17 protein-coding genes and 2 pseudogenes are annotated in these 19,101 nt (G+C 67.3%); 12 read left to right on the forward strand and 7 right to left on the reverse strand.

From position 1 onward, the window contains the following. Positions 1-135: 135 nt before the first annotated feature. Entirely contained in the window at positions 136-1,056 is a 921-nt protein-coding gene (locus tag NK1_RS03525) for an aromatic prenyltransferase (protein ID WP_063007124.1), read from the forward strand. A gap of 103 nt (positions 1,057-1,159) precedes the next feature. On the opposite strand, the gene ectB is transcribed toward NK1_RS03525, so the two are convergent. Further along, the gene (gene ectB, locus NK1_RS03530) at positions 1,160-2,413 is read right to left on the reverse strand and encodes a diaminobutyrate--2-oxoglutarate transaminase (RefSeq protein ID WP_063007125.1); all 1,254 of its coding nucleotides are present in this window, start codon (positions 2,411-2,413) and stop codon (positions 1,160-1,162) included. A 208-nt stretch (positions 2,414-2,621) separates the two neighbouring features. On the opposite strand from ectB, the gene NK1_RS03535 reads away from it, so the two are divergent. The 3 genes from NK1_RS03535 to NK1_RS03545 are packed head-to-tail and all read left to right on the forward strand — an operon-like array spanning position 2,622 to position 5,408. Continuing rightward, entirely contained in the window at positions 2,622-3,428 is an 807-nt protein-coding gene (locus tag NK1_RS03535; protein WP_063007126.1) for an ABC transporter permease, read from the forward strand. Continuing rightward, positions 3,421-4,242, forward strand: coding sequence for an ABC transporter permease (locus NK1_RS03540; RefSeq protein WP_063007127.1), 822 nt, complete (start codon positions 3,421-3,423; stop codon positions 4,240-4,242). The genes NK1_RS03535 and NK1_RS03540 overlap by 8 nt, the downstream gene beginning before the upstream one ends. Next, the gene (locus NK1_RS03545) at positions 4,239-5,408 is read left to right on the forward strand and encodes an ABC transporter ATP-binding protein (protein WP_084460548.1); all 1,170 of its coding nucleotides are present in this window, start codon (positions 4,239-4,241) and stop codon (positions 5,406-5,408) included. Before NK1_RS03540 ends, NK1_RS03545 begins: the two co-directional genes overlap by 4 nt. A 160-nt stretch (positions 5,409-5,568) precedes the next feature. Here NK1_RS03545 and NK1_RS03550 read toward each other — a convergent pair whose 3' ends face one another. Beyond that, on the reverse strand, positions 5,569-5,898 hold the full coding sequence (locus NK1_RS03550) for a hypothetical protein (RefSeq protein ID WP_063007128.1): 330 nt from the start codon (positions 5,896-5,898) through the stop codon (positions 5,569-5,571). Positions 5,899-6,255: 357 nt separating this feature from the next. Here NK1_RS03550 and NK1_RS03555 point away from each other — a divergent pair, with 357 nt between their 5' ends. After that, the gene (locus tag NK1_RS03555; RefSeq protein ID WP_063007129.1) at positions 6,256-6,798 is read left to right on the forward strand and encodes a DUF4254 domain-containing protein; all 543 of its coding nucleotides are present in this window, start codon (positions 6,256-6,258) and stop codon (positions 6,796-6,798) included. Between the two features lie 144 nt (positions 6,799-6,942). On the opposite strand, the pseudogene NK1_RS36300 reads toward NK1_RS03555, so the two are convergent. The 3 genes and pseudogenes from NK1_RS36300 to NK1_RS03570 form a co-directional block, all read right to left on the reverse strand. Continuing rightward, positions 6,943-7,125, reverse strand: a pseudogene (locus NK1_RS36300) (hypothetical protein); the annotation flags it as partial. Beyond that, complete coding sequence (locus tag NK1_RS03565) at positions 7,126-8,280, reverse strand: fatty acid desaturase family protein (RefSeq protein WP_063007131.1); 1,155 nt, start codon at positions 8,278-8,280, stop codon at positions 7,126-7,128. Positions 8,281-8,312: 32 nt separating this feature from the next. Next, positions 8,313-9,422 (reverse strand): ferredoxin reductase, encoded by a 1,110-nt coding sequence (locus tag NK1_RS03570; RefSeq protein WP_063007132.1) that lies wholly within the window; start codon positions 9,420-9,422, stop codon positions 8,313-8,315. Positions 9,423-9,592: 170 nt separating this feature from the next. Here NK1_RS03570 and NK1_RS33425 point away from each other — a divergent pair, with 170 nt between their 5' ends. Then, complete coding sequence (locus NK1_RS33425; protein WP_084460578.1) at positions 9,593-10,210, forward strand: TetR family transcriptional regulator; 618 nt, start codon at positions 9,593-9,595, stop codon at positions 10,208-10,210. Here NK1_RS33425 and NK1_RS03580 read toward each other — a convergent pair. Further along, positions 10,118-11,125 (reverse strand): helix-turn-helix transcriptional regulator, encoded by a 1,008-nt coding sequence (locus NK1_RS03580; protein WP_063905890.1) that lies wholly within the window; start codon positions 11,123-11,125, stop codon positions 10,118-10,120. The genes NK1_RS33425 and NK1_RS03580 overlap by 93 nt on opposite strands. A gap of 102 nt (positions 11,126-11,227) precedes the next feature. Here NK1_RS03580 and NK1_RS03585 point away from each other — a divergent pair, with 102 nt between their 5' ends. The 6 genes and pseudogenes from NK1_RS03585 to NK1_RS03615 form a co-directional block, all read left to right on the forward strand. Continuing rightward, positions 11,228-12,730 (forward strand): MFS transporter, encoded by a 1,503-nt coding sequence (locus NK1_RS03585; RefSeq protein ID WP_218023042.1) that lies wholly within the window; start codon positions 11,228-11,230, stop codon positions 12,728-12,730. Positions 12,731-12,838: 108 nt separating this feature from the next. Continuing rightward, positions 12,839-13,438 carry a PadR family transcriptional regulator gene (locus tag NK1_RS03590; RefSeq protein ID WP_084460549.1) on the forward strand — a complete coding sequence of 200 codons (600 nt, stop codon included), beginning with the start codon at positions 12,839-12,841 and terminating at the stop codon, positions 13,436-13,438. Positions 13,439-13,442: 4 nt separating this feature from the next. Further along, on the forward strand, positions 13,443-15,494 hold the full coding sequence (locus tag NK1_RS03595; protein ID WP_063007134.1) for an NADPH-dependent 2,4-dienoyl-CoA reductase: 2,052 nt from the start codon (positions 13,443-13,445) through the stop codon (positions 15,492-15,494). After that, complete coding sequence (locus tag NK1_RS03600; RefSeq protein ID WP_063007135.1) at positions 15,494-16,096, forward strand: VOC family protein; 603 nt, start codon at positions 15,494-15,496, stop codon at positions 16,094-16,096. Before NK1_RS03595 ends, NK1_RS03600 begins: the two co-directional genes overlap by 1 nt. Before the next feature lie 11 nt (positions 16,097-16,107). Further along, a complete protein-coding gene (gene cmrA / locus NK1_RS03605; protein WP_063007136.1) occupies positions 16,108-16,899 on the forward strand; it encodes a mycolate reductase in 792 nt (263 codons plus the stop codon). Positions 16,900-17,123: 224 nt separating this feature from the next. Continuing rightward, a pseudogene (locus NK1_RS03615) lies at positions 17,124-17,324 on the forward strand (diaminopimelate decarboxylase); the annotation flags it as partial. A gap of 51 nt (positions 17,325-17,375) precedes the next feature. On the opposite strand, the gene NK1_RS03620 reads toward NK1_RS03615, so the two are convergent. Next, on the reverse strand, positions 17,376-19,097 hold the full coding sequence (locus NK1_RS03620; protein WP_084460551.1) for a helicase HerA-like domain-containing protein: 1,722 nt from the start codon (positions 19,095-19,097) through the stop codon (positions 17,376-17,378). Positions 19,098-19,101 lie beyond the last annotated feature (4 nt).

Below are 19,101 nucleotides of genomic sequence, written 5' to 3' on the forward strand. Positions count from 1 at the left end.
CGGGCAGTCGGCCGAAGCCCGTCGGCCACATCGCTTCGTAAACTCCAGTGCGCGTTCCGCATTCGACCGCGCCGCCCGGCCGGCGTCTCGGCGGCACCGCGCTGTTGTTCGTAGCACCCGTCTCAGGAAGGACGCATGTCCACCACTACCGAATCCGCGCTGGACGATCTGTACGTGGCCATCGAGAAATCCGCGCGGCTGGCGAACGTCCCCTGCACCCGAGACGCGGTATGGCCGGTCCTGACCGCATTCGGCACGATGCTCACCCAGTCGGTGATCTCCTTTCGAGTCGTCACCGAGGCCCGTCGCGCGGGTGACCTCGACTATCGCTTCCTCACGCTGCCGAAAGACATCGACCCCTACGACATCGCGCGCTCGAACGGACTGATCCCGCAAACCGATCATCCGATCGGATCCCTGCTGGACCAGGTCCGGAAACAATGCCCCGTCGACAGCTACGGCATCGATATCGGCGTCGCCGGCGGCTTCAAGAAGATCTGGCCGTTCTTTCCCGCGGACGACGTCCGGAACGTGGCGGAACTCGCCGCGCTCCCGTCCATGCCGGCCGGTCTCGCCGACCACGCCCGCATGTTCGCCGCACACGGTTTGGCGGACAAGGTCGGCCTGCTCGGCATCGATTACCACGACAAGACGATGAACGTGTACTTCCCCGGACTGCCCGCCGAGCACTTCGCACCCGAGGCCGTCGCCGCCCTGCATCGCGACGCCGGATTTCCGGAACCGAGCGCGCGATTCCTCGCCGTCACCGCGAAGGCATTCGACATCTACGCCACATTCGGCTGGGAGTCCTCCCGGATCGAGCGACTGTGTTTCCCGGTGATCACACCGGATCCGGCCACGCTCCCGATTCCGATCGAGCCGCGCTTCCGGGAGCTCGCCGACAAGGCCCCGTTCGCCACGAACGATCGCCGATTCACCTTTGCCGCCACCTCGTCGCCCGCCGGAGAATCCTACAAATTCAGCTGGTTCTACCAGTGGCAGCCCAGAATCCTGGACAAGATGAAGACATCCGATTCGGAACCGTCCGTTTCATAGCCGTCCGCGGCGCACCCGAAGGTGCGGGACCGGGCCCCGCAGCGGAAACCCGGCCCCGCGGCCGGCTGCCGGGTGTGGGTCGGCAGCCGACGGTCCGATCCCCCTAGCCGCGCCTGCCGCAGACGATATCGACGGAGCGCGCGAGTATTTCGAGCCCGTGATCCAACTCGGAATCCGAAATCGTCAGCGGCGGAAGCAGTTTCACAACCTCGTCACAGGCGCCCGAGGTCTCCACGAGCAGTCCCTCCTCGAAGGCTACCCGACTCACCTTGCCCGCCTCCGAGGCGTCGTCGAAGACCAGTCCGTGCACCAAACCCCTTCCGCGCGTGGACAATCCGCCCACCGCATCCGCCACCCGCGCCAGCTCGGCACGTATCCGCTCGCCGCGGGCCAGCGTGGCGAGCTCGAGCCGGTCGTCGCGCCAGTACTCCTCCAGCGCCACCCGCGCGGTGACGAAAGCCGGGTTGTTACCGCGGAAGGTGCCGTTGTGCTCACCCGGCGCCCACTGGTCCAGCTCGCGTTTCATCAACACCAGCGCCATCGGCAGACCGTAGCCGCCGATGGACTTCGAGAGAGTGACGATATCCGGGGTGATACCCGCGGTCTCGAAGGAGAAGAACGGCCCGGTCCGCCCGCAACCCATCTGCACATCGTCGACGATCAGCAGAATGCCGCGGGCCGCGACCAGCGCCGCGAGCCGGCGCAACCACTCGGCGCGGGCGATGTTCACCCCGCCCTCGCCCTGCACCGTTTCCACGATCACGGCCGCCGGCTTGTCCACCCCCGAGGAGGTGTCGTCGAGCATCCGCTCGATCCACGCCAGCTCGTCCGCACCACCCAGGTAGCCGTCATAGGGCATCGGATGGACGTGTGGCAGCGGCACGCCCGCCCCCGCACGTTTGGCGGCGTTACCGGTCACGGCCAGCGCGCCCAGCGTCATGCCGTGAAAGGCGTTGGTGAAGTTCACGACCGTGCTGCGCCCGGTGATCTTGCGTGCCAGCTTCAGCGCCGCCTCTACCGCGTTCGCCCCGGTCGGGCCCGGAAATTGGATCTTGTAGTCGAGGCCGCGCGGCACCAGGATCAGGTCGCGCAGCGCCTCGAGCAGGTCACGCTTGGCGACCGTCGACATGTCCAGCCCGTGGGTGAGCCCGTCGCGGGACAGATAGTCCAGCAGGGCCGCCTTCAGGATCGGATTGTTGTGCCCGTAGTTGAGCGTGCCGGCTCCGGCGAAGAAATCGAGATAGTCGCGGCCCTGCTCGTCGCGGAGCCAGGCGCCGCGGGCGGTGTCGAAGACCGTCGGCCAGACCCGGCAGTATCCGCGCACATCCGATTCCAGCGTTTCGAAAACGGTGGTCATAGGCGGTCCTCAGGGGCGGGAGCCACCGCGGCGACCCCAGTGTGAAACATGACTGTTTCTAACACTGCGATGGAGGTCGCGGCAAGGTTTTGCGCAAAGCGATCCGGCCATCGGGTGCGCCGACCATACCGACCGCCCGGACTGCCCTGCTCCGGTTCGTCGAAATTCGCTCGCCGAGCGGACGGCCAGGTCGTATTCTGGACAACTTGTGCGCGCACTCTCGGGGGTTTATTCACGTCTGTTCGGCGCCGGCTTCCGGCGCCAATGGAATTACCGGTCGGCCGTCTTCGCGGGCCTGGCCGCCAATGTCGTCTTCGGCCTCATCCGCGCCGCGGTGATGATCGCGGCGGCACGCTCCACGCCGGGTTTCGGCGGCTACACCGGTGCGTCGATCGGCGCCTACGTGTGGTTGTCACAGGCCATGCTGGGCGCCCTGCGAGTGATGGGGCCACCGCACGATATCGCCGAGCGGGTGCGCACCGGCGATGTGGCGGTCGATCTGCAACGCCCCATCGATATCCAATTCTTCTATCTGGCAACCGATCTCGGCGGATCGTCGTGCACGCTGGCCCTGCGCGGCCTGCCCTCGATCGCCACCGGTCTGATCACGGCGCAGCTGGTGTTGCCCGGCACCTTCGCGCCGTATCTGCTCGGCGCCGTCAGTGTCGTTGCGGCCGTGACGCTTTCGCTGTTGCTGTTGTTCTCGGTGAGCCTGCTGGGTTTCTGGCTGATCGAGACGCGCGGAATCCGGATGCTCTATCAGATCCTGTCCACGTTCCTCGCCGGCCTCTACGTACCCATCCACCTGTTTCCGGCACCGCTGGCCACCGCCGCGCGGCTGACCCCGTTCCCGTGGCTGCTGCAGGGGCCGGTCGACGTGTTGTCCGGTCGGGCGACGGGTTCGGCGGCGTGGTCGGTCATCGGCATGCAGATGTTGTGGATCGCCATCGCGATCGGCATCGGCCGGACGCTGATCGCGGCGGGCCGGCGCAAACTGGAGGTGCAGGGTGGCTGAGCTCGCACCGTACGGCAGCAGGCTCACACCCTATGTGGCCGTGCTGCGTTCGCGAATGCGCTCACAGCGCGCCTATCCGCTCTCCTTCGCCACCGACCTGTTCTCCTCCCTGCTGATCGGCGTGGTCGAATTCGCGGAGATGTGGCTGATCTACCACAACGTCACGGCGCTGGGCGGCCTGAACTCGACGCAGATGCTGCTGTTGTTCGGCCTGTCCAACCTGAGTTTCGCGCTCGCGCAGATCGCCGTCGGCCACACCGACACTCTCGCGACCTACATTCGGATGGGCACCCTCGACGCCTTTCACCTGCGTCCCCAGCCCCTGCTGCTCCAGCTGATCACCAGCGATGTGTCGCTGCGGCGGCTGTCGCGGGCCACCGTCGCGGCGGTGGTCCTGACCGCCGGCCTGATCGGCAACGATATCGATTGGAGCCCAACGCATATCGTGCTGGCGGTGAGCAGCACACTGAGCGGGATCGCCATTTTCGCCGGACTGTTCGTCTGCGCGGCGGGCCTGCAGTTCCACTTGGTCGACGGTTCGGAACTCACCAACAGCTTCACCTACGGCGGATCCTTCGCCGCCCAGCAGCCGAGTTCGGTGTTCTCGGGCCCGCTGCGGGCGCTGTTCGGGTTCGCGATACCGGTCTCGTTCGTCGCCTATCTGCCCACGATCGCCCTCCTCGGCCTTCCCGGACCGGCGTGGCTGCCCGCCGGGCTGGCCTGGTTCGGACCGCTTGCGGCGCTGTGGGTTTGGATAATGGCGTTGGCGCTCTGGCGCATCGGGGTACGCCACTATCAGGGAGGGGGCGGATGAACACCGTCGAAGTATCGGAACTGACCAGGCAATTCGTGCTGCGGCGCAGCCGCCGGGGCCGCCGCGGGCACGTGCGCGAGGTGCTCATCGCCGTCGACTCGATGAGCTTTCACATCGAATCCGGTTCGGCCGTCGGCTATATCGGCGCCAACGGGGCCGGGAAATCCACCACCATCAAAATGCTCACCGGCATCCTCGTGCCGACCTCCGGCACGGTGCGCACCTGCGGGCTCGACCCGGTGCGCCGGCGGCGCGAACTGGCCGGCCGGATCGGCGTGGTGTTCGGACAGCGATCACAGCTGTGGTGGGATCTGCCGCTGCGCGAATCGTTCACCATCCTGGCCGCCATCCATCGCCTGGAGCCGGCCGCGGCCCGCCGCCGCACGGACGAACTCGTCGAACAGCTCGAGATGGGACACACCCTCGACACCCCGGTGCGTCAGCTCTCCCTCGGCCAGCGGATGCGCGCCGAAATCGCCGCGGCGCTCCTGCATCGTCCGGAGCTGCTGATTCTCGACGAGCCGACCATCGGCCTCGATGTGCTCTCCAAACAGCGACTGCGGGAATTCCTGCGCCGGGAACGGGCGGAAAGCGGCACCACGCTGCTGCTCACCACCCACGATATGGGCGATATCGAGCGCCTCTGCGAACGGGTACTCGTGGTCGACCACGGCCGCCTCGCCTACGACGGCACGCTGCCGGGCCTGGCGCGCACCGTCGGCGCGCGCCGCGTCCTGGTGGTGGATCTGGCCCGGCCCAGCGACGATCTCACCGGCCTCGCGGGGGCGACACTGCTGGCCGCCGAGGCCGACGGCATGCGGCAGCGGCTGGCCTTCGATCCCGAAATCACCACCGCCGCACAGCTTCTCGCCGCCATCTCGAATCGGGTCGAGGTACGCGACCTGTCCGTCGAGGAACCCGATATCGAGGATGTGGTGCGCCGCATCTACTCCGCCGGAGACGGCACCGCCCCGGCGCTGTCGGGCGCCGGGGCGGTGGGCCGGGGCACGATCCCCGGGGGCGGGCCGGAATCAGCCGCCGAACGACCCGGTGAACAGGGTGTTCAGGACACCGCTGAGGGCGGCACTGCCGGTGTCGAGGATGCCGCTCAGCGCGGCGCTACCGGTGTCGATGATGACCGGAATCATGCTTCTACCTCTCTGTAGGGGGCACAGTCCGTCGACCCCCGTGTCGGGCGATCGACCAGAACCCACCCTGCTGGCCGGAACTTAATCGCCGCTGGCCGGTAGCTGAGAGGGACGTAAGAGCCGCTGTGTGAAGCGTCTCCGTAACGAAAACCTTTGTGCTGCCGATGGGAAATCGTCTCTACCGCATATCGTCTGGGCGATTGCTGTCCGCCGAGTACAAGCTGATCTCACCGCCCTCGCCCAGAAATGCGTTGACCAGCATGATCCGCTCGGCCTGCATGGCGTCGGCGTCCGGTGCGGCGGTGGTGATCGAAATCTGCGGTATGGCAGCCCAGTTCACGACATAGCGTTCCGGTGGACCGGCCGCGCCGGAGACGTGCGCCAGACGGAAGACCGAGACCGTGCGGCGCTCCATCAGATTTCGCACCACCTCGGCGATTCGCTCGGGATCTTCCAGAGCGAACAGAAAGCCGAAGGTCAACTCCGGCGAAGAGATATAGGCGGGCACAAATCCTCAGGCTAGCCATCCGCAACCGGACGCGCAGGCGCCGCGCCGCCGATGGTGGATCTTCGCGATCATGTGATCCCCGCGTGATGCGTATAACGATTGTCCGGCACCTTGGGTGTTCGGCGCGTCAACCGTTGCATGCCAAGTCGGGACACGCTTTCCTGAATATGTCCCCGCATTCGGACACGTCTATCGCATCGTCGCGGTCATCCCGGTTCGTACACCCGTGAGCAGTGCGACCGAACAGCCGGCGTCCGTTTCCGTGGGACTACGCCGGAGCCGAGGGGAGCCCCTCCCCGAAACCTCCTCGGCCCTGGCGTAACCAGATTCCGACCGCTGAGACGAGGGTGGGAGACGATGGCGACCGCATACGCCGGTGACAACGACGCGACCGGCGCACTTCCGTCGGTATCCGCGCTGCTGCGCGCATTCCGGTCCACGACACCGCCACCCGGCGACCACCCGGTGCTCGAGGCGGCCCGGGAGTTGGTCCGCTGCCACGAACTGCGCCGGCACGCCGCCCGGGAGGCGCAGGCGCCGAAGGCCTCGACCGCCCGCGTGGCCGGCGCGAGCCGATTGGTCGACCACATCGATCGCGACCGCACCCGGCTGATCGAACGTATCGATGTGTGGGTGGCCGACAACATCGCGCACCGCGAGGGCGCCTCACTGCACACCGAGACTCTCGGGGCGGTCATCGACCGCATGGCCGGGAAATGGGTCGCCGCCCATCATGCGCTCGGCCTGCCCGCCTCGAACTATCCGACGGACGAGCTCCCCGCCTCCACACCGGACGGCGAGGCACACCTGCACTGGGTGCGCCTCGCCGAACTGGCCGACGGCTACAAGGACCTGATCACCGATATCGCCGAGCACCGGCGCCGGCTGCCGGTGTTCTGATCCCGCTCAGCGTTTCGGATCGACGATTTCCACATCGGCATCGATGATGGGCTGGGCCGCATTCACATTCGGCGCCGGCTCGGGCTCGTCGACCAGCACATCGGGGTGGTCGCGCCCGGCGTTCACGTCGGCTGCCGCCTCCCGATCACGGTGTGCCGCAGCCGCGGCCTCCCGCATCTCGATGGCATCGGTGATCCAGTCACCGATTTCGCGCGTCACTTCCGAGACCGTCCCGGTAATGATCGTTGCGATATTGCCGACGTGTCGTGCCCCGGAGGACGTCAGCTCCTGGATCAGATCCTTGTTGCTCTCGAATTTTCCGATCATCTACCCGCCCACCTCGCTCGGCTCGACCTGCCGCTCTCGCATCACGATAACACCAGGCTGCGAGCCTTTCCCGACGATGGCCGGGGGAAGGGCGAGCTTGCAGATCTTGAGCCAGACCGAGCCGACCTGCTTGCTGAACCGGCCGGTGTTGTAGGGCAGGCCGTACTTCTCGCACAGCGCGCGGACCTCGGGCGCGATCTCCGGATACCGGTTGGCCGGCAGATCCGGGAACAGGTGGTGTTCGATCTGGTGGGACAGGTTGCCCGACAGGATGTGGAACAGTTTGCTGCCGCTGATGTTGGCCGAGCCGAGCATCTGCCGCACGTACCACTCGCCGCGCGTCTCGTTCTCGGTCTCCTCTTCGGTGAACGTCTGTACGCCCGATGGGAAGTGTCCGCAGAAGATGATCGAGTACGCCCAGACGTTGCGCACCAGGTTGGCGGTCACGTTGCCGGCCAGGGTGGAGACGAACAGCGGGCCGCTCAGCAGCGGGAAGACGATGTAGTCCTTGAGCACCTGCCGACCGGCCTTGCGGATCTGCCCCTTGGCCAGGCGCTTGATATCCGCCCACTTGCGGTTGCCCTTGACGATGTTGTCGGCCTCGAGGTCGTGCAGCATCACGCCCCACTCGAACAACAGCATCAGCGCCAGCGCGTACACCGGGTTGCCCAGGTAGTACGGATTCCACTGCTGGCCCTCGTCGATGCGCAGCACGCCGTAGCCGATGTCACGGTCACGGCCGTGGATGTTGGTGTAGGTGTGGTGCATGTAGTTGTGCGAATGCTTCCACTGGTCGGCCGGGCACACCGTATCCCATTCGAACACACGGGAATTCAGGCCGGGTTCACGCATCCAGTCCCACTGGCCGTGCATGACGTTGTGGCCGATCTCCATATTGTCCAGAATCTTGGACAGGCTCAGCGCCGCCACCCCGGCCAGCCAGAACGGCGGCAGGAAGCCCAGGTACATCAGGCCGCGCCCGGCGATCTCGAAACCGCGCTGCGCCTTGATGATCGAATAGATGTATTCGCGGTCGCGCTCCCCCAGATCGGCGGTGATGCGGTCGCGCAGCGCGTCCAGCTCCCGGCCGATCTCGGCGACCTGTTCCGGCGACAGGACCAGCGGCCCGTTCTCGGTTTCGGTGAGTATGGTCATAGTTGTTCTCCCCTTTCAGATTTCGGTGCGGCTCAGATTTCGATGTCGACGTCGCCGACCGCGGCGCTGACGCACAGCTGGATCGGCTGATCGGGATCGCTGTCCAGTTCGCCACTGCGCAGGTTGCGGGTGCAGCCGGACCGCTTGACCGCCGTGCAGGAGAAGCAGATGCCCATCCGGCATCCGAACTCCGGTGTCAAACCCGCCGATTCGGCCTGCTCGAGCAGGCTCGCACCGGTGTTCTCCGACTGCGTGCCGCTCACCGAGAAGGTGGTGACACCCTCGACGTCGGTGCTGTCGGCCGGCGCGGCGGTGAGCACGAATTCCTCACTGTGCAGGCGGTCGTCGAGATCCTCGGCCTGGTAGATGCGGCGCACGGACTCCATCAGCGGCGGCGGGCCGCAGACGTAGGTCTGCGCCGTCGCGAAGAACGGCGCGATGCGCGACAGCTCGTCGTAGTCGAGGAACTTCGCGCCGGGCACGACCGCACAGCTCCACGGCGCGCCGTCCAGCCGCTCCGACCGGCCCAGTTCGGGATAACCCAGCACGACGTCGACGTTGTCGTGACGCCGGGCGATATCCGTGAGCAGCTCCCGATGCGGCACCTCCTGGGGCGAGCGGGCGTAGTGCAGGAACACCACGTCGCCGCGGTACCCCTCGGCCACGAGCGTGGACAGCATCGACAGCACCGGTGTGATACCGCTGCCACCGCTGATCAGCACCACCTTGTCCGGCCGCTGCTCCGGCAGCCGGAACACCCCGGAGGCGGGCGCGAGGTCCACGACCATCCCCCGCTTCGCGTGCCGGTGCAGATACCGCGACACCAGCCCCTCCGGATGTGCCTTCACGGTCAGTGTGAGGGTGCGGCGCGGTCCGGCCTCGGCATCGATCGGCGAATAGCAGCGGGTGTGCTTCACTCCGTCGATCAGCACGCCGACCTGCACGAACTGACCGGCTTCGTGACCGGCCCACTGCCGGGTCGGACGGAGTGTGAGGGTCACCGAACCGGGCACCGACCGATCCACGCCGATGATCTCGGCCCGCATATCGCGCAGCGTCAGTGTCGGTCGCACCAACTCCAGATACCGGTCGAGCGGGTGCGGCGAGGTCAGTGTCTGGACCAGATCGAGCAGTCCCACCATGCGGTTCTCCCCAGCCTTCGTCGTTTTGATCGCGTGCACCTTTTTCGGTGCACATCTGTACACTGAACTAGTGTGCCTGGCGGTACCGCAATAGTTCAACCTGCATCGGGTGTGACCGATGCAACATCTCCCCGAATGGACCAATCGTGAACGGATGTATGCTCAGCGAGATGAGCGAGCAGGCCGAAACCCGAGTCGAGCGCAAGGAGCGCACGCGGCGAGCGCTGCTGGACGGCACGCTGGCCCTGGCTGCCGAGCGCGGATTCGCGGCGCTGAGCCTGCGTGAGATCGCCCGCTCGGCCGGGATCGTGCCCACCGCCTTCTATCGCCACTTCGATTCCCTCGACGAATTGGGAACCGCCCTCGTCGACGAGGGAGTGCGACAGCTGCGCCTGGCGCTGCGGCACTTGCGCCGCACCCCGGACGCGCGCCTGGCCGAAACGGTGCGATTCGTCTTCGCGCAGATCGCCGGCCGCGAGGACCTCTACGGCTTCCTGATCCGCGAACGCCACGGCGGCGCACCGGCACTACGCACCGCGATCGCCTCCGAAATGCAGTTGATCACCAGGGAATTGGTGGTCGACATGTCGCGAATCCCCGCGCTGGACGCCTGGCCGACCGACGATCTGGAACTGGCCGCCGACCTGATCGTCTCCACCGTCGCCGACCACATCGCCGATTTCGTCGCCGCCCCGCTACGCGACCGTCCCCTCGTCGTCGACCGCACCGTCGGCCAGGTCCGCATGATCGCCCTCGGCATGGCCGCCTGGAAACCCCACACCGCCTGATCGGTCCACGACGTATGGGGCATCGCTCGGGTGTGCCCGCTCGGCATGGTCGCGATAGGCACGCACACGCTGCTCCGGCGCCATTGCCAGCAGGCGATCCAACCGCTCGCGCTCCGCGGCGCCGACCGGCACCCACACCTGGAACCAGGCCCCCGGCACGGTCGGCAGCGACAGGCTCGTCATCGACATCTCGAGGTCGCCGACCGCGAGATTGCGGATGGTCCGCATACGTCCGACCGGACGCGCCACGTCACCGCGTTTCCACAGTTGCGCGAAATGCGAACTCGCGGAGGACAATTCCTCGACGAAGCGGATCCAGTCCGCGTCGCCCAGGTATCCGACATAGGCGGCCCGCAGGAAGCCGACCATCCGCGCCAGTTGTTCGGGCTGCCCGGGATACGGGTTACAGCACTGCGGGGTGAGAAATGCCGCGCGGATGACGTTCCGTTCACCCACCACCAAGGTCGGACACAGCGCGGCATACGCGTCGTTGTGCGCCAGGACGTCGAAACGTGCCGACACCAGCGCCGAGGGCAGCGGGCCGAGCTGATCCAGAATGACCTGCACATCCTCCGGCATCGGCCCCTCGGCCGGCGCCGCCGGAACCCCCGGCACATCCGCCAACCGGTACAGATGCGCACGCTCGGTGGAATCGAGCGACAGCGTCCGGGCGACCGCGTCGAGAACCTGCACACTCACATTGATCCGCCGCCCCTGCTCGAGCCACGTGTACCAGGTGACCCCGATCCCGGCCAGCTGCGCCACCTCCTCGCGTCGCAGCCCGGGTGTGCGGCGCCGCGGGCCGACCGGCAACCCGACCTCCGACGGCCGGATCCGCGCACGCCGCGACTTCAGGAATTCGCCCAGCTCACGCCGCCGAGTCGCGCTGACGGCCCGATCCCCCGAAACAACCATGCCCCCATCGTCGCCGATGCCGAACCCGGTATCCAGGTGCTGCCGATACCCGTATAGGCAGGCTTCTGTCCGGCGGAGCGGAATCCCCGCACAGTGCTGGACATGACACGAACACTGCCCGGCGTCGCGACCGCGCCGACCGATCCACCGACAGGGCTGCGTTCGGCCCTGTTGCTCGCCGTTCTGCTGTTGGGCCAGTTCATGGCCGTACTGGACGGCTCGATCGTCAATGTCGCGGTCCCGACGATCCGCGACTCGTTGCACGCCGACGGTTCTGCACTGCAACTCGTCGTCTCCGGTTACGTGATCAGTTATGCGGTTCTGCTCGTGACCGGTGCGCGCCTGGGCGACCGGCTGGGCCAGCGCCGGACCTTCCTGCTGGGATCCGCATTGTTCACCGTATCGTCGCTCGCCTGCGGACTGGCGTGGAATCCGATATCGCTCATAGTCTTTCGCTTCATCCAGGGCGCGGGGGCCGCCGCACTGGTGCCGCAGGTGGTGACACTGCTGCAGCACAATTTCACCGGCAGCGCGCGTATTCGGGCACTGTCGCTGTTCGCGGCGGTAGCCTCCGGCGCCACCATCGTGGGCCAGATCGCCGGCGGGCTGATCGTCGACTGCGATTTCGCCGGAACGGGTTGGCGCGGTGTATTCCTGGTCAATGTGCCGATCGGCACGTTGTTGCTCGCATCGACCTTGTGTGTGGTGCCCGCGATCGCCCCGACCCGCCCGCGCCGCTTGGACCCCGCCGGACTCGCGACCCTGACACCTGCCGTTCTGCTGCTGGTGCTACCGCTCGTCCTTGGCCACGAACAGCACTGGCCGGCGTGGACGTGGTACGCATTCCTCAGTGCCGCAGCGTGTTTCGCGTGCTTTGCCTGGGTCGAACGGCGCGCGCACCGTAACGGCGGAGAGCCGTTGTTCGCACTGCGAGTCCTTCGGGCGCCGGGGATGGCGCCGGCCGGTGTGACGCTGCTGCTGGTGATGGCGATGTTCAGCGGCTGGATGTTCGTCACCGCCATCTACCTTCAGACCACCCTCGGGTATTCGGCCCTGCACGCCGGGCTCGTATTCCTACCCTGTGGAGCGGTTTTCGCGCTCACGAGTATGACCTGGTCCCGGCTGCCGCAGCGGTGGCAGGGCTTTCTCGTGCCGGCCGGATTGGTTGTGGCCGGGACGGCGATCGGCGCGCTCGGCCGGCTCCTGGGCGACGGCCGCCGGATCGGTGCGGCCGAGGTGGTGTTGCTGGGTTTTCTGGGCGCCGGTTTCGCCCTGGCCTACGGCCCGTCGATGACCCGCTCTCTGGCCAAGGTGCCACCCGAACGGGCCGCCGATGCCAGTGGCCTGCTCGTGACGTGCTCACAACTGGGCATGGTGACGGGTGTCGCGACATTCGGCTCGGTTTTTCTCGCGGTCTTCGGCACCACCGTCGCAACGGCAGCGCATGCGGTCGCACTCACAGCCGCCGTGGAAGCCGTATGCGCTGTAGTGATCGCGGGGCCGGCAGTCTTCGCCCGCTCCTCATACAGAAGGACGCCCCGCGGGCCTTTCGGCCGTGCGAGGCGCCCTTCCCGTATCCGAGATAGTGCAGAGCACCGCGGGTGATGATACAGAAAACCGCACGTGCTCACAGGGTTCTCGCAGTTCCAGCTCCCCTGGCCGGGAATATGCACCACGTTGCATAGTACAGAGGGTATCGGTTAACCTCACCGCATGGCCCTCGAACACGCGCTGCTGGTATCGCTGAGCGAGCGAGCCGGTTCGGGGTACGAACTGGCGCGCCGATTCGACAAATCGATCGGATTCTTCTGGAGCGCAACACATCAGCAGATCTACCGGGTGCTCAAGCGCATGGAGGAACGCGGCTGGGTCACCGGCGAGGCGATCGCTCAGGACGGGCGGCCGGACAAGAAGGTCTACACCGTCAGCGATGCCGGACACGCCGAACTGGCGCGCTGGATTGCGGAGCCGACCGACGACATCGGCCCGCTGCGCAGCGAACTCGGCGTCAAGATCCGCGCCGCCGCACACGGCGATCCGGTAGCGCTGCGCGCCGAGGTCGAACGCCATCGCGACCAGCACGCCCAGCGGCTGGAGTTGTACCGCCTCATCGAGAAGAAGGACTTCCCCGCCCCGGACCGGCTCACCGGCACCGCTCTCTACCAGTATCTCGTGCTGCGGGGCGGGATCCGGGTCGAGGTCGGCTTCGTCGAATGGTGCGACGAGGTACTGGCCGGGCTGCGGGGTGCGCTGCGTTCGTCACCCGATCCGGAAGCCTCAGCCACGCAACCGGATTCCGTTCCCGAAAGGTGATCCCATGACCGCGAATTCCGATTCGCCGCATTCGTATCCCCACCTGTTCGAGCCACTCGATCTGGGCCACACCACGCTGCGCAACCGCGTGGTCATGGGTTCGATGCATACCGGGCTGGAAGATCGCGCCTGGGATACCAACCGGCTCGCCGCCTATTTCGCCGAGCGCGCCCGCGGCGGCGTGGGCCTGATCATCACCGGCGGCTACGCACCCAACCGCGAGGGCTGGCTGCTGCCGCTGGGCGCCAAACTCACCAACAAGACCGAGGCCTACCGGCACCGCGCGATCACGAGGGCGGTGCACGCCGAGGGCGGCAAGATCGCCCTGCAGATTCTGCACGCCGGGCGCTATGCCTATGTGCCGTTCAGTGTTTCGGCCTCCTCGATCAAGGCGCCGATCAACCCGTTCCGCCCCCGCAAACTCTCCGGCAAGGGCGTCGAGCGCACCATCGAGGACTACGTGCGCTGTGCGCGGCTGGCGAAGTTCGCCGGATACGACGGTGTCGAGATCATGGGCGGCGAGGGCTATCTGATCAACCAGTTCCTCGCGCCGCGCACCAACAAGCGCACCGATCGCTGGGGCGGGTCGGCGGAGAACCGGCGACGTTTCCCGCTGGAGATCGTGCGCCGGATCCGGGCCGCGGTCGGCACGGACTTCGTCATCGTCTTCCGGCTGTCGATGGCCGAATTCGTCGAGCACGGTCAGACCGAGCCCGAAATCCTCGCCCTGGCAACCGAATTGGAAGCCGCCGGCGTCAGCATCATCAACACCGACATCGGCTGGCACGAGGCCCGGGTGCCGACGATCGTCACCTCCGTGCCTCGCGCCGCCTTCGTCGAGTTCACCGCGAAAATCACCGCGCGCGTGAACATTCCGGTCTGCGCCTCGAACCGGATCAACATGCCCGAGACCGCCGAGGAGATCCTCACCCGCGGCGACGCCGATCTGGTGTCGCTGGCCCGGCCGCTGCTGGCCGACCCGGAATGGGCCGCCAAGGCGCAGGCCGCCCGCGACGACGAGATCAACACCTGCATCGCCTGCAACCAGGCCTGCCTGGACCACGCCTTCGTCCACAAAACCGTGTCCTGCCTGCTGAATCCCCGGGCCGGCCACGAAACCGAATTGCGGCTGCTGCCCACCCGCCGGATGCAGCGCATCGCGGTCGTGGGCGCGGGGCCGGCGGGCCTTTCGGCGGCGGTGAACCTGGCCGAGCGCGGCCACAAGGTGGATCTGTTCGAGGCCGATGACAAGATCGGCGGCCAGTTCGATATCGCGCGGCGGATTCCGGGCAAGGAGGAGTTCAACGAGACGATCCGGTATTTCACCCGCAAACTGGAACTCGCCGGAGTGCGGGTATTCCTGAACCGCCGGGTGAGCGCCGGCGAACTGATCGAAGGCAGCTACGACCACGTGGTGGTCGCCACCGGCGTGCGCCCCCGCATCCCGAACATTCCGGGGATCGATCATCCCAAGGTACTCACCTACGCCGAACTGGTGCGCGAGGAGAAGCCGGTCGGCAAGAAGGTCGCGGTGATCGGCGCGGGCGGAATCGGTTACGACGTCAGCGAATTCCTCACCGTCGAAGGACATCCGGCGCTGAAGCTCGACGAGTGGAAGCAGGAGTGGGGCGTCACCGCCGACGATCCGGAGGCACCGGGCCAGCTGACCGCCGCGCGTCCCTCGCCCGCTCCCCGCGATGTCGTCCTGCTGCAACGGAAGTCGACGCCCTTCGGCAAGAGCCTGGGTAAGACCACCGGCTGGGTACATCGCGCGGCGATCAAGGCGAAGGGGGTGGAACAGATCGGCGGCGTCAACTACGAACGCATCGACGATCGCGGACTGCACATCAGCTTCGGCGACAAGCGCGACCGGCCCACCGTCATCGACTGTGACACCGTGATCCTGTGCGCCGGACAGGAATCGGTGCGCGATCTGGTCGAGCCGCTGCAGCAGGCGGGGGTACGCATCCATCTGATCGGCGGCGCCGACGTGGCCGCCGAACTCGATGCCAAGCGCGCCATCGATCAGGGCACCCGCCTGGCGGCGGCGCTGTAATGGCGATCCTCACCCGGCTCGGTCTGCCCGGCGACGAGAAGGCTTGGGCCGCACTGGGTTTCATGGTCGATGACGGGATGATGCGAATCGGGCGGATCTCCTGCACGCTCGGAGCCGGCACCGGGTGGGGTTTCGACGGCATCGAGGCCGACGCGGCGACACTGGGTGTGCCGGAACTGCTGCACGAGGTGGAGACCGAGTCGGCCCATCCCAACGGGGTGACGTTCGTCGATCACGTCGTCTACTGGGTGCCGGATCTGGACGAATCCGTCACCGCACTGAACGCCGTGCTGGGAATCGGCCCGCGGCGGCGCTTCCACCCGCGCGGCCCGGAGGGCCCGGAAATGGCCTTCTACCGGGTCGGCGAGGCGTTCCTGGAGGTCGTTTCCGCCCCCACGAAGCAGCCCGCGCTGGTCGGCGTCGCCTTCGGCACTCCGGATCTCGATGCCACGGTGGCCGCGGTCCGTGCGGCCGGTGGCCCGGCCGGTGATCCGAAGCCGGCGGTGCAGGGCGGACGAATCGCCGGGGTGTGGCACGGGCATATCGACTGGGGTGTCGCCTTCCTCGAGCCCAAGCCCCGCGGCGAGGCGAAGTCCGGCTAGGCTCGGCGACCGTGAGCTTGCCTGCACCCACCGCCGACAACCGTGCCGTCGTCACCGGAGCGTCCTCCGGAATCGGAACCGCCCTGGCCGAGGAGCTCGCCAAACGCGGCTATTCGGTCATCCTGGTCGCCCGGCGCGGCGAACTGCTCGCCGAGCTGGCGCAGCGGCTGACCGACACCTACGGGGTGACCGCCGAGGTTCGCGCGGTGGACCTGTCCGATCGCGAACAGCGCGCGCCGCTGGTGGCCGAGTTGGCCGGTCGTGAGATCGCCATCCTGTGCAACAACGCCGGTGTCGCGACCTTCGGCGCCGTCGCCGACCTGGACGCCGACGTCGAACGTTCGGTGATGGAACTGAACGCGGTCGCGGTCCACGATCTGACCCTGGCGGTGCTGCCCGGCATGCTCGCCCGCGGCGGCGGCATCCTGATCACCGGTTCGGCGGCCGGGAACATGGCCATCCCCAACAACGCCACCTATGCCGCGACCAAGGCCTTCACCAACACCTTCTCCGAATCGCTGCGCGGCGAACTGACCGGCAGCGGCGTGCACGTCACGCTGCTGGCGCCGGGTCCGGTCCGCACCGACAACCCCGATCAGGACGAGGTCGGCAGCAAGATTCCGGATTTCATCTGGGTGTCGGCCGCCTACACCGCGAAAATCTCCATCGACGCCTTGGCGCGCAACAAGATGCGCGTCGTTCCCGGCCTGATCAGCAAGGGTATGAGCGTCGCCGGCCAGTACGCGCCGCGAGCGCTCACCGCGCCGATCGTCGGCTCGTTCTACAAGAAGCTGGCGGGCTGATCAGCAGGGTGTCAGGGCGGCGTCAAGATCGCGGCGCCGCTGGTCAAGACGGCGTATCGAGACGGCTCCGGCGCCTGTCACCGGCGTAGTCCTGAGGGCGACCCCCGCAGTCGAGGAGAAAGCGGGGCACCACAGGAGATGCGCCGTGACGTTGCTCGAGATCTTCCCATCCCTCCGTTCGGGGATGGTGTCCCCGCGGCTGGACACCACCGTGTGGCCGTGCCGCCACCGATATCCGCTTGCCCGCCGATCTGCGTGTCGGTGAGTTGCTGGCCGTGCCGTGCACCGGCGCCTACCACCACAGCCTGGCCTCGGCCTACCACGGTGTGGGGCGGCCGCCGATCGTCGCGGTCCGTGACGGCCGGATGCGGGAGCTGGTGCGGCGTGAGACCGTGGAGGATCTGCTGCTTCGCGATCGGGGCTGAGCGGCAACGAGTCTCGGCGCGGGTCGAGTACCGTCCGATGTCCGAGGCCGCTCAGCGTTTGCGGGTGCCGAAGAGGCTGCGGCTGATCTCGCGACCGGCGGCCGAGGCCGCCGAACGCAGGAAACTTTTCACCGCCGGATTGCTCATGATCCGTTCCGCCGCCGAGACGTCCGGCTCCGGCGCCCGCCCGCCGGCGCCCTGCGGCACCGGCTGCGGTTCCGGTTCGGCCGCAACGACTTTCGCGGTCAGCATCTCGTAGGCGGATTCCCGGTCGACGGTGCGACCGTACTTCTCGAACAGCGGGCTCGACTGCACGCGCGAGCGGATACCGTCGTCGCCGATGGTGTTCATCAGCGATCGCGGCGGCCGCAACCGGGTCCAGGCCACCGGTGTCGGCGCACCCTGTTCCGACAGCACCGTGACGATCGCCTCGCCGATACCCACTGTGGTGAGGGCGTTTTCGAGATCATAGGCGGCGGTCTTCGGGTAGGTGCGCACCGTTTTCGACAGCGCCTTCTGATCGTCCGGGGTGAACGCGCGCAGTGCGTGCTGGATCCGCGCACCCAATTGCGACAGCACCGCATTGGGCACGTCGGTGGGCAATTGCGTGCAGAAGAACACGCCGACACCCTTGGAGCGGATCAGCTTCACCGTCTGCTCGACCTGCTCCAGGAACGCCTTGGACGCGTCGGCGAACAGCAGATGCGCCTCGTCGAAGATGAACACCAGCTTCGGTTTGTCGACATCGCCGACTTCGGGCAGGGTCTGGAACAGGTCGGCCAGCACCCACATGAGGAAGGTGGAGAACAGCACCGGCCGCGCCGCCTGCGATCCGAGTTCGAACAGCGTGATCACGCCCTGCCCGCCCGCGGTCCGCAACAGATCGGCGGGGTCGAGTTCCGGCTCACCGAAGAAGGTGTCGCCGCCGTCGGCCTCCAAATTCACCAAGGCGCGCAGGATCACCCCGGCCGTCGCGGCCGACACCCCGCCGATCCCCTTCAGGTCCTCCTTCCCCTCCGGACTGGTCAGATGCTGGATCACCGAACGCAGATCCTTCAGATCCAGCAGTGCCAGCCCGCGTGTGTCGGCCCAGTGGAAGATCAGCCCGAGGGTGGATTCCTGAGTGTCATTGAGCCCCAGAACTTTAGCGAGCAGAACGGGACCGAACGAGGTGATGGTCGCGCGAATCGGCACACCGATTCCCTCGGTGCCGAGAGAGACGAATTCGGCCGGAAATCCCTGCGGCGCCCAGTCGGCGTCACCGGTCTGCGCGGCTCGGGCGGCGAGCTTGTCGTTCGATTCGCCCTGCTGCGCCAGCCCCGACAGATCGCCCTTCACATCGGCGAGCACCACCGGGACGCCTGCCGCGGACAACTGTTCCGCGATGCCCTGCAGGGTCTTGGTCTTACCGGTTCCGGTGGCGCCGGCGACGAGACCGTGACGGTTCAGCGTCCGCATCGGAATCCGCACCCGCGCGGCCGGATCGATCTCCCCGCCGACGACGACCGCGCCCAGTTCCAGCGCCGCCCCCTCGAAGGCGTACCCCGCCGCGATCTGTTGTGCGACCGAATTCGTCTCGCCGGCAACCTGGTTCGCATCTGCGGTCGCTGCTGCCGTATCCGAATCGGCCGGTTTCGCATCGGTGGCCGGTTCGGCGGCCGCTTCGGCCTCGGCCGCCTCCGCCGCGGCCGCCGCCTCCGCCGCTACCCGGGCCGCTTCCTCGGCCGCCTTGCGCGCGGCCGCCGCCTTCGCCGCCTTGTCCTCGGATGTCATCGCC

The organism is Nocardia kruczakiae NBRC 101016, from assembly GCF_001612965.1.
GTDB lineage: Bacteria > Actinomycetota > Actinomycetes > Mycobacteriales > Mycobacteriaceae > Nocardia > Nocardia kruczakiae.